This is a genomic window from Mucilaginibacter rivuli, assembly GCF_019391655.1.
In the GTDB taxonomy this organism is placed as follows: domain Bacteria; phylum Bacteroidota; class Bacteroidia; order Sphingobacteriales; family Sphingobacteriaceae; genus Mucilaginibacter; species Mucilaginibacter rivuli.
Map to the genome: position 1 here is coordinate 206,037 of NZ_JAHXPQ010000002.1, position 12,004 is coordinate 218,040.

The following is a 12,004-nucleotide window of genomic DNA, read 5'->3' on the forward strand; positions in this document are numbered from 1 at the left end:
ACAATGAAAAAATATAAATTTATTTTATGTGTGCTTGCATGCTCAGCATTGCTGCTGAATGCTTGCAAAAAAGAAGGTGATAATATCTTCAACATGTTTGAGGGTGTAAAAATTGATGTGTATACTACTAATCCGGAGGATGTTAGTGATACCAACACCAAAATAGTTAACGATGGTGATAATGTGTCATTTAACTACAGTGTAACTTCAGACCAGGACATGTATGGCATATCTATTTTAGAGGTGGGTACAAATACACCTGTCCGTAAAATTGTTTTAAATGATTCGCAACGCCGTAATTTTTCCGAAGTTTACAAATTTGTTGCTAATAACAGAACGGGCGTTACCAGCTACCGCATATATCCCACCGATAAAATTGGTGTTTATATGGGCGATGGGCATAAAGTGTTTACCATTAATATAAACAATAATTTTGACCTGAATCCGGAACAGCATGTTGATTTAGCTGACTCTGCGATTTCTGATGGGGGACCTCTGTTAACAAGCCCGGTAACCGTTACTCATACCGCGCGCCCCAACGCCAAATGTTTTTATTCATTGGGAGATGTTAAATCTTATACCTATGCTGATGCAACAGCAAATTCGGCTAACATCGATTTTGGTATTTGGTCGAAATTAACGGCAACTAAAAATACCACCACTGGTATCATAACCAATACATTTCAATTTTATGCATATGTTCCAACCAGCGTTGCTACAACCTATTTACCGTTTACAGGTTTTAATTTTACCACCTGGACACCGCGGGCAACAAAATTGGCAACCACAACTCAAAATTTGGCAGCTTTTACTGCGCTTAAAACAGGCACTCAGATTATAACAGCCGGAAAAGCCGCTAATATTATTCAAACCAGTGTTGAAATAAAAGCAGGTACTACTTTTTATGTACTTACCCCGGATGGGCGTTACGCTGCCATCTATATAGATAAGATAGGCTTTGACCGTATTTATGGTTATTATGCCAACTTCTTTATTCGGTACGCTTATAAGTAACCATAGCTATATTTGATAGTAAAAAGGGAGAATGTATGAAACATTTCTCCCTTTTTTGTTTATATAAATTTTAAGAGTGATTACCCTTTATTTATTATATTTATATCAGTTTGTAATTGGTTGATAAGTTATCAATACCCCAAATTAGTTTGTATGATATTAACAGGCTATTATATCATCGAATGCTGACTTGTGAAAAAGTAATTCATGTTTTGATAGCTATCAGTGCGCTTTAATTCAGTTATTGTAACATAATTGCTACTGCATTGCCATTTTAAACCGATAAACCCATTGTGATAATATTGTATAAAACCATGCGAACATACTATATGAAATGATTGGTGGTACAGTGCATATTTGAACTAAATAATTTGCTAACCAAAGCTATTACCTGCAAGTCTTTAAGTTAAATACTAATGCTTTAATATTAGTTGCATTATAAAGATGTACGTATTGAACATTAGCCGACAAGCAGGCAATTGATACATACCGAAAAATGAAAAAGGCTATTTTCCCAATGTTATTCTCAGCCGCGCTTATGTTGTGCCAGGCTGCAATGGCGCAGTACCCGCAGGTGCCAAAATCTGTACAGGAAGAATCAGAAAGACTCATCAAAGAGACCAATCGCAAATCCGACTCTGCATGGGCGGTTGCTTTCCCTATTGTTGATTATGATATGCGCCATGGCAAACCATATGTACCATGGGCTGCACGCCCTGATGATTTGCCACAAGCAAAAATATTAGCGTTTCCCGGTGCCGAGGGTGGTGGTGCTTATAGCTTTGGCGGTCGCGGTGGTAAAGTGTTTGTAGTTACCAACCTAAACGATAGCGGGCCGGGCAGCTTACGCTGGGCATGCGAGCAGGGTGGGGCACGTATTGTAGTTTTTAACGTTGCAGGTATCATCCGTATCAAATCTCCTATCATTGTTCGTGCACCATACATCTCTATCGAGGGCCAAAGCGCTCCTGGCGATGGTGTTTGCGTTGCAGGCGAATCGTTTTGGGTAAATACACACGATGTAGTGATCCGCTACATGCGTTTCCGCCGTGGCGAAACTAATGTTGGCCGCCGGGATGATGCACTGGGTGGTAACCCGGTGGGTAACATAATTGCCGATCACGTTTCGGCAAGCTGGGGCCTTGATGAGAACTTTTCTATGTACCGCCATATGTACGATCCCGGTGACGGATCGAAAGAAGAAAAACATGGTACAGCGAATATCACTGTTCAAAATTGTATCTATTCCGAGTCGTTGGATTATTGGAATCACTCATTTGGCAGCACAACAGGTGGCGAGAATAGTTTGCTGATCCGTAATTTATGGGCAGATAATACAGGCCGTAACCCGTCAATTGGATGGAACGGTGTTTACAATTTTGTGAACAACGTAGTGTTCAACTGGCACCACCGTTCTATGGATGGTGGCGATTATACGTCACATTTCAATATTATCAATAATTACTTTAAGCCGGGGCCGGTAACACCCAAAGATTCACCGGTTGGATACCGTATTCTAAAACCGGAATCAGGCCGCAGTAAGCTTAAAGAAAAATACTTTGGCCGTGCTTATGTAAATGGTAATGTGATGGAAGGTAATGACCGCGTAACTAAAGATAATTGGGATGGTGGCGTTCAGGTTGAAGGCGAGGGCGGAAAAGAACTGGCTGACGCAGGTAAATACAAAGACTACATGTATGCCGATCACCCGTTCCCTTTACCACCGGCACCTATTACAATATTGCCTGCTAACGATGCTTATAAATATGTTTGCGATAATGCAGGTGCAACATTGCCTGTGCGTGATGCTGTTGATAAACGCATTACCGAACAGGCCCGTACCGGAAAAATTACTTATAAAGAAATGCAAACCGATACGGATTTTCAGTTCAAGGTGCGTAAATTACCCAAAGACTCATATAAACTGGGTATCATTACTGCCCCATGGCAAGTTGGCGGTTACCCTGAATACAAAGGCGCACCTTACAAAGACAGCGACAACGATGGTTTACCTGATGATTGGGAATTAGCTCACGGCTTAAATCCAAAAGACGCTTCAGATTCGCCTAAGCCCGCTAAAAATGGTGGCGGTTATACCAATATCGAAGTATATTTAAATACGCTTGCCGAAAAAGGTCAGCAACCATTACCTGCAAAAAAATAACTTACCTCATATTTAAAAACTATGTTTCTGAAACAGAAACTTAAACCATACTTAACCACTTGCCTTTTGGCAGGTGGTTTATGTTTGTATTTACCTGCCGCAGCGCAAAAACCTAAGGTAGTTAAACCACAGCCGCCCGTTACCGAAGGTAAAGACGGCAGACTGGTTTATGCCGCTGCGCCTAATGGCGACCGTATTCCCGATTTTTCGTATTGTGGTTATATGGCTTCAGAAAAGGCTATTCCGAATGCTCCTGTTAAGGTTGTGGTACCCGTTAAAAAGGGCGATGCCACAATACGTATACAAGCTGCTTTAGATTACGTTGCCGGCTTACCTGCCGATAAAGAGGGGATCCGTGGAGCGGTTTTATTAGAGAAAGGAAAGTATGATGTTTTAGGAACGCTGTTGTTTAAAGCCTCTGGCATTATCCTCCGCGGAAGCGGTAACACTTTAGAAGGAACCATAATTGTTGGCGGCGGTACCGATAGGGCGGCGTTAATAAAAGTATTGGGCAAAGGCGATAAACATAACGATGCCCCGGTTAAAATTACCGATACCTACGTTCCGGTAAATGCTACCGAAATTAACGTTTCTTCAAATAAATTTAAAGTGGGCGACATGGTGACCGTTCATCGCCCATGCACAAAAGAGTGGATCACCAAGCTGGGGATGGACGATTTTGGCGGGGGCGTATCTGCCCTCGGCTGGAAACCTGGTCAGCGCGAAATTTATTGGGATCGCAAGGTAGTTGCCGTTAAAGGAGATGCTATCACATTAGATGCACCTTTAACCACTGCCTTAGATACAACTTACGGTGGCGGAACGATTTCTGCCTACACATGGCCGGGTCGTATCAGCCAAATCGGTATCGAAAATATCCAACTGCGTTCGTACTACAATGAGGCCAACCCCAAAGACGAAGATCATCGCTGGATGGCCATCACCATAGAGAACGTCCAGGACGTTTGGGTGCGCCAAATGGTGTTTAAGCACTTTGCAGGATCGGCAGTGAACGTGTTGGAAACATCACGCCGTGTTACTGTTCAAGATTGTAAATCATTATCACCAACATCAGAAATTGGCGGGCAACGCCGTTATACATTCTTAACTACAGGGCAGCAAACGTTATTTCAACGTTGCTACTCCGAATTTGGTTACCACGATTTTGCTGTTGGATATTGCGCTGCCGGCCCTAATGCCTTTGTACAATGTAACTCATGGCAATCGTTAAGTTTTAGTGGTGGGATAGATAGCTGGGCATCGGGTGTATTATTTGATGTTGTAAATGTTGATGGCAATAACATCAGCTTTAAAAACCGGGAGCAGGATGGACAGGGTGCAGGCTGGGCAGTTGCCAACAGCCTGTTATGGAATTGCACCGCAGCCCGCGTTGATTGCTATAAACCGCCAACCGCGCAAAACTGGGCCTTTGCAACATGGGCGCAATTTGGTGGTGATGGCTACTGGAGCGATTCAAACAACAGCATTAGTCCACGTAGTTTTTACTATGCACAATTGAGTGACCGTATAGGAAAAGACAATGCACAGCCACTGGCTCAGGTTTTTCCTTTAAATACCAACGCCACAAGCAGCCCTTCAGTTGATGAAGCAGCGCGCTTGATTGCAATGTACAAAAAACCGCAATTGCACCTGCAGGATTGGATAGACCAGGCGGCACAACGCGAGCCGATAAGCACCGGGAGATCCGGAGCCAAAACTATTGACGAGATTGGTTACAAAGAACCCGTAGCTGCTAAAAAGGCCGAGCCTATGATGGTAGTAAATGGCTGGATAGTACGCGGTAACTCAGTACTAACCGGCAAGCATTACGATTCGCCATGGTGGATGGGTACAACCCGACCCGATTTTATCAAACAATCAAAACCATCGGTAACCCGTTACGTTCCGGGCCGTACAGGTACAGGTTTAACCGATGACCTGGATGAGATGACCGACAAAATGCTAAAGGACAATGTACTCGCTTACGAACATAATTACGGCTTATGGTATGACCGCCGCCGCGATGATCACGAACGTATTCGGCGTGCTGATGGCGAGGTTTGGCCTCCATTTTACGAATTGCCTTTTGCCCGCTACGGAGGTAATGAAACGGGTTGGGATGGTTTAGGCAAATATGATCTCACCAAATATAACCCCTGGTATTGGGGCCGCTTAAAAAAATATGCCGACTTAGCTGATGAAAAAGGTTTGGTGTTGATCCATCAAAATTACTTTCAGCATAATATTATTGAAGCGGGTGCACATTATGTGGATTTCCCTTGGCGCACCGCTAATAATATCAACAAAACAAGTTTCCCCGAGCCGGTTCCATTTGCAGGAGATAAGCGTTTATTTATGGCCGAAGAATTTTATAACGAGAAGGACCCCTCGCTTACAGCCTTGCATACAGCTTTTATTAACCAATGCTTAAATAACTTTAAAGATAACACAGGCGTTATCCAGCTCATTGCTGAAGAGTTTACCGGCCCGCTCCATTTTGTTCAGTTTTGGGTGGATAATATTAAAACATGGGAAGCTGACAATAAACGTAAAGAGGTCATTGGCCTGAGCACCACAAAAGATGTGCAGGATGCCATCCTTGCCGATGCAACACGCGCATCGGTTATCAACGTGATCGATATTAAATACTGGCACTACCAGGCCGATGGTACAACTTACGCACCGCTTGGCGGACAAAGTTTAGCACCGCGCCAGCATGCCCGTAACATGAAACCGAAAGCAACATCCTTTGAGCAGGTGTATCGCGCCGTAAGCGAGTATCGCACCAAATATCCCGACAAGGCAGTAATGTACAATGCTGATAACTATGATACGTATGGCTGGGCGGTATTTATGGGCGGCGGTTCGTTGGCTGTGGTACCTAAAGTTGCCGATCCGCAATTCGCGATGGCTGCTTCTGCAATGCTGCCGTTAGAATTGGAAGGCAAACCCAAAGGGCAATATGCTTTGGCTAACTTTACAAAAGGGTATATTGTATACAGCAGTTCGGGCGAACCGATACATTTAAAAACGTCTAAATTATCAGGGCAATTAACCATACACTGGGTAGACCCCAGTAGCGGACGTATAATTAAAGAAGGCGAAACCATAACAGGCGGTACCGATGCGGAACTTAAAGCCCCGCAACAGGGAGCCGTGATTATGTGGGCATCGGTAAAATAAAATGGATATGTATAAAAAAATAAGCATCATTGTAATATTGGCACTGGTTTTTGCAGCAGGTAACAACTTTGCACAGTCACCATTAAAAATATCAGCAAACCACCGTTATTTTACCACAGCGGATGGTAAACCATTTTTTTGGCTGGGTGATACGGGTTGGTTGTTGTTTTCAAAACTGAACCGTGAGGATGCTGAAAAATATTTGGAAGACCGCCGCAAAAAAGGGTTTAACGTGATACAGGTGATGGTACTGCATACCGTAGGAGTAGTTAATGCCTATGGCGATACAGCACTGATCGGTAAAAACGTAGCAACACCGAAGGTAACTCCCGGTAATTCGCCTAAAGATCCGCAGCAATATGACTACTGGGACCATGTAGATTTTATTGTTGACCTGGCCGCGAAAAAAGGTATTTATATAGCAATGGTTCCTGTTTGGGGATCGAACGTAAAAGAGAGGCATGTGAACCAGGCACAGGGCCGTGCTTATGCCGGGTTTTTAGCAAAGCGCTATAAAGATAAACCAAATGTGATATGGATGAACGGCGGTGATGTGCCGGGTAGCGACTCGATAAAAGTTTGGCGCGCCATTGGCTCTACATTGCATCATTATGATACAAAGCATTTGATAACATACCACCCCCGGGGCCGTACACAATCATCCAACTGGTTTCACAACGATACCTGGTTAGATTTTAATTGTTTCCAGTCAGGTCACCGCGATTACGCGCAGGATACTTCAAAAAAGGATTTTCAATACGGTGAAGATAACTGGAAATATGTTAACGTGGATTACAAAAAACTGCCGATAAAGCCAACGTTGGATGCCGAACCCTCATACGAAGCTATCCCGCACGGCTTACATGATACAACCCTTGCACACTGGACGGCTGCCGATGTAAGACGTTATGGTTACTGGTCGGTTTTTGCAGGTGGCTGTGGTTATACTTATGGCGATAACTCCGTAATGCAAATGTACAAACCGGGCGAAAAGGGCGGGTCTTACGGCGCTAAAATGCCTTGGTTTGATGCCATTAACGATCCCGGTGCCGCGCAAATGCAATATATTAAAAAACTCATGTTGTCGCGCCCCTATTTTGGCCGCGTGCCGGATCAGTCGCTTATCGTAGGTGCAAAACAAGGTAAAAGGTACAATTACCTTATTGGCACAAAAGGCACAAACTACGCGTTTATTTACACTTATAATGGCAGGGATATTCCGGTTAATTTAGGTAAGATACAAGGTGCTAAAGTAAAGGCATCATGGTATGATCCCCGCACGGGCGAAACCCAATTAATAGGTACATTCCCTAACAAGGGCACCAAAACATTTAAACCCGCCGGAGAAGTTATGGACGGTAACGATTGGGTGTTGATATTAGACAAAGCATAATGAAAAGGTTTTTGTACATATTCATATCAGCTGCTTTGCTGGCCTCGTGTTCGGCAAAAAAGGATGTGTATATGTTTACCTCGTTCCATGAGCCTGCTACCGATGGCCTGCGTATGCTTTATAGTTTTGATGCCTATCATTGGACAGATCTCAATAAAATCCTCATCAAACCCGAAGTGGGTGATAAAGTAATGCGCGATCCATCCATAGCGCAAGGCAAAGATGGTGTGTTCCATTTGGTGTGGACATCGGCATGGACAGGCGGCAAAGGTTTCGGCTATGCGGATTCGAAGGATTTGCTGCATTGGTCGCCGCAAAGGTTGATCAACGTGATGGAAGATGAGCCGACCGTAGTGAACGTTTGGGCGCCCGAGATTTTTTATGATGATGATAACGATCAGTTCATTATTGTTTGGGCGTCAACTATTCCGGGCCGTTTCCCTGTAGGTACCGAAACTGAAAATAACAATCACCGCCTGTACTATACAGTAACCAGGGATTTTAAAACCTTCGCTAAAGAGAAACTCTTTTACGATCCGGGCTTTAGTGCCATTGACGCTGAAATTATTAAGCGCGCCAAAAATGATTACGTGATGGTTGTAAAGGATAACACCCGACCCAACCGAAACATTAAAGTGGCATTTGCCAATAACCCGCTTGGCCCGTACACCAAAGCATCCGGGGCTTTTACCGACAATTTTACCGAGGGCCCAACCGTTGCTAAAGCAGGCGATAATTATTTGATCTATTACGATGCGTATCGCGAAAAGATATTCGGCGCACAAAGTACTACCGATTTTAAGACATTTACCAATATAACCAAACAAGTGGACGTGCCCGTGGCGCATAAACACGGTACCATTTTTAAAACCACTAAAAAGGTTTTGAGCAGATTGAAACAATAACCTTAAATTGTTAAACCAATAAGGTTTTTATGATGAAGATGAGAAGCATATATCATAGCGCATTATGGATACTGGCGTGCTGCTGTTTTGCCGGCGTGCAGGCACAAGACACCGTACATTATACCGGCAATACATTGGTGAACGTGGATTACAGCCACGGGCAATTAGCTCCGGCTGTTGGGGTACACAACATCCAAATTTTTCGGGCTAACCGCGAGCATCCCGAAAAGGCAGATGGCTTTGGCTTTACCTATAACCACGCGCCTATGCTGGCTTATTGGAACAATACTTTTTATGTAGAATACCTGAGCGATAAGGTGGGCGAAAGTGTACCCCCGGGTCAAACTTTGGTTGTTACTTCAAAAGACGGGCAAAGCTGGTCGAAACCTACAGTGGTTTTTCCGCAATATAAAATACCCGATGGCACAACCAAAGAAGGGCATCCCGGTGTTGCAAAAGACTTATTTGCGGTAATGCACCAGCGGATGGGATTTTACACGTCCAAATCGAAAAAACTGTTGGTGCTGGGTTTCTATGGTATCTGTTTGGATGGCAAGGATGACCCTAACGATGGTAAAGGTATTGGCCGCGTTGTGCGTGAGGTAAAGACCGATGGTACTTATGGCCCGATTTATTTTATCCACTACAATCCAAAATGGAGCGCGGCAAATACCTCGTTCCCCTACTATACATCAAGTAAAGACAAAGGTTTTATCCAGGCTTGTGATGAACTGATGGCTACCCCGCTCATGATGATGCAATGGGTAGAGGAAACCGATAGGGCCGACCCCCTGATCCCGCTGAAAAAGGAATACAAAGCCTTTAACTACTATCATTTGCCCGATGGCCGTGTGGTAGGTTTATGGAAGAATGCCTTAACCTCCATCAGCAAAGATGAAGGTAAAACCTGGGGCCCGGTTACCCGTGCACCAAAATTTGTGAACAGCAATGCCAAAATATGGGGCCAAAAAACATCCGATGGTAAATACGCTACAGTGTACAATCCTTCAGAGTTCCGTTGGCCGGAAGCTATCTCGGTAAGTACCGATGGGTTAAATTATACCAACATGCTGTTGCTGCAGGGTGATATAACAACTATGCGTTATGGCGGCGCTTATAAATCATATGGCCCACAATACTTGCGTGGAATTGAGGAGGGCAATGGCACCCCGCCGGATGGAAATATGTGGCTAACCTACAGCATGAACAAAGAGGATATTTGGGTAGCATCTGTACCGGTACCTGTTACCGAAAAGGCTGCCGCACATGCGAACGATGTGTTTAACGATATGCCTGCCGGGCAGGAGTTAAAATTGTGGAACATTAACAGCCCGCTTTTGGCACCGGTTGGTATCCAAAGTAAAGACGGTGTAAAACAATTAAGTTTGCAAGATAAAGATCCCTTCGACTTCGCGAAAGCAGAACGTATTGTCCCCGCATCAAAAAGGCTGACTGCAGCGTTTACTATAACCCCCGCACAAAATAGTGATGGTTTGTTATACATTGAGTTCCAAGACTCGAAAGGCGCAACAGGCATCAGGTTAACCTTTGATAAGGATGGATCGTTTACCTCGAAAGCCGGTGCGCGTTATAAAAACCTGGTGAAATACGAGCCCGGTAAACCGTATGACATCAAACTTTCACTGAATACCGATACACGATCATATACTATGGTGGTGAACGGTAAAGAAATAGCCACGCAATTGTTTTACGCACCGCTGGCCGAAGTTACCCGCATTGTATTTAAAACCGGCGACCACTCCCTGTATCCAACACAAAATGCACCGCCTGAGCAGGAATTTGACGTACCGAACGCAGGCGAAGAAGATAAATTGGCAATATTTTATATCAAGAATTTAACCACCAAGGGCAATTAATGAAGCACTATAAAATATACTTATTAGCACTTTTTTGCACCCTGCAGCTATCCCTGCATGCCGAAGTTATTTTGCCACGCGTGATTGGCAGCGACATGGTTTTACAACGCAGCAAGCCGTTGCCCATTTGGGGCACTGCTACGGCGGGAGAACAGGTTTCGGTGCGCTTTGGTAAGCAAACAAAAACAGCTACTGCCGATGCATCCGGAAACTGGAAAGTAATACTCGACCCATTAACTGCTTCTGATAAGCCCGAGGTAATGGTGATAAACGGTACCAATAGTATTGTACTGAAGAATATTTTAATAGGAGAGGTGTGGCTATGTTCCGGTCAATCAAATATGGCTTATGAGATGCGTAAGAACAGCAAGGTGCGCAAACCCGACAGCCTCGATAAAAATTCGCCTGTTGATGAGTTAGACCGACCGGCCAACCCGAATATCCGTATTTTTTGGACTGATCATAAAAATTTAAGAACTACAGGCAATTACTTAGCTAAGTGGAATATTGCGCAGGATTCTGCTCTGCGTTCATTTTCGGCAGCGGGATATTTCTTCGCTAAAAAATTGAATGAGGAATTACATGTACCAATAGGGGTGATATGTTCGGCTAAGAGCGGCAGCGCCATTGAGCCATGGACACCTGAAGACGCTTATGCTTCGGTATCTTATTTTAAGCGTGAAGGTATCTCACCAAAAAAGGATGGTAAGTTTTATCATACCATGATAGAGCCTTTGGCGCCATTTGCCATTAGCGGTTTTTTATGGTACCAGGGCGAGGCTAACATGCAGGAAGGCATTTCATACGCCTACAAAATGGAAGCGATGATAAATGGCTGGCGCAACCTCTGGGCCGACACAAAACTGCCCTTTTACTATGTGCAAATAGTGCCGTTTACCTACAGTACGCTCGATCCTAAAACAAAGATACCTACCGATAAACTACCTGAGTTTTGGGAAGTCCAGGCTTTAGCACTCAACATCCCAAACACAGCCATGATAGAAACTACCGACCTGAACGATAACGTTAAAAACCTGCACCCATCATTTAAATGGGAAATAGGCAAGCGTTTGGCTGTAGTTGCATTGGCTAAAACCTATGGCAAAAAACTACAGTACAGCGGTCCGATGTACAAGCAAATGAAGGTTACCGGCAATAAAATTGAATTGGAATTTACCGAAACCGGCAACGGCCTTATCAGCAATAATGGCAAGCCGCTCGATTGGTTCACTATTGCCGGTGCCGATGGTAAATTTGTTCAGGCAAACGCCCAAATTGTAAACAATAAAGTTGTCGTTTCATCATCAGAGGTAAGCGCGCCAACAGCCGTTCGTTTTGGCTGGGATGAAACCGCGCAACCTAACCTGTTCAACAAAGAAGGGCTGCCCGCAGCGCCTTTCCGTACCGATAATCCGTTAAAATTTATACCCAATTAAGAAATGTTTAAAATAACACACCCCTACACCCC

Annotated in this window: 7 protein-coding genes; all 7 read left to right on the top strand. The window is 44.2% G+C overall.

The genetic code is table 11. The annotated features are described in order from the left end of the window. Nucleotides 1-3: 3 nt before the first annotated feature. The 7 genes from KXQ82_RS04810 to KXQ82_RS04840 all read left to right on the top strand — a co-directional run bounded on the left by KXQ82_RS04810 (nucleotide 4) and on the right by KXQ82_RS04840 (nucleotide 11,972). Nucleotides 4-1,014, top strand: coding sequence for a hypothetical protein (locus tag KXQ82_RS04810; RefSeq protein WP_219487027.1), 1,011 nt, complete (start codon nucleotides 4-6; stop codon nucleotides 1,012-1,014). Nucleotides 1,015-1,510: 496 nt separating this feature from the next. After that, the gene (locus KXQ82_RS04815) at nucleotides 1,511-3,178 is read left to right on the top strand and encodes a polysaccharide lyase (RefSeq protein WP_219487028.1); all 1,668 of its coding nucleotides are present in this window, start codon (nucleotides 1,511-1,513) and stop codon (nucleotides 3,176-3,178) included. 21 nt (nucleotides 3,179-3,199) lie between these two features. Further along, nucleotides 3,200-6,361 (top strand): DUF6298 domain-containing protein, encoded by a 3,162-nt coding sequence (locus KXQ82_RS04820; protein WP_219487029.1) that lies wholly within the window; start codon nucleotides 3,200-3,202, stop codon nucleotides 6,359-6,361. Nucleotides 6,362-6,368: 7 nt separating this feature from the next. Next, nucleotides 6,369-7,754 carry a glycoside hydrolase family 140 protein gene (locus tag KXQ82_RS04825; RefSeq protein ID WP_219487030.1) on the top strand — a complete coding sequence of 462 codons (1,386 nt, stop codon included), beginning with the start codon at nucleotides 6,369-6,371 and terminating at the stop codon, nucleotides 7,752-7,754. Then, a complete protein-coding gene (locus KXQ82_RS04830) occupies nucleotides 7,754-8,659 on the top strand; it encodes a glycoside hydrolase family 43 protein (RefSeq protein WP_219487031.1) in 906 nt (301 codons plus the stop codon). Before KXQ82_RS04825 ends, KXQ82_RS04830 begins: the two co-directional genes overlap by 1 nt. A 29-nt stretch (nucleotides 8,660-8,688) precedes the next feature. Continuing rightward, nucleotides 8,689-10,536: a sialidase/neuraminidase family protein gene (locus KXQ82_RS04835; protein WP_255563442.1), complete on the top strand. Its 1,848-nt coding sequence runs from the start codon at nucleotides 8,689-8,691 to the stop codon at nucleotides 10,534-10,536. After that, entirely contained in the window at nucleotides 10,536-11,972 is a 1,437-nt protein-coding gene (locus KXQ82_RS04840; protein ID WP_255563443.1) for a sialate O-acetylesterase, read from the top strand. Before KXQ82_RS04835 ends, KXQ82_RS04840 begins: the two co-directional genes overlap by 1 nt. Nucleotides 11,973-12,004: the final 32 nt, after the last annotated feature.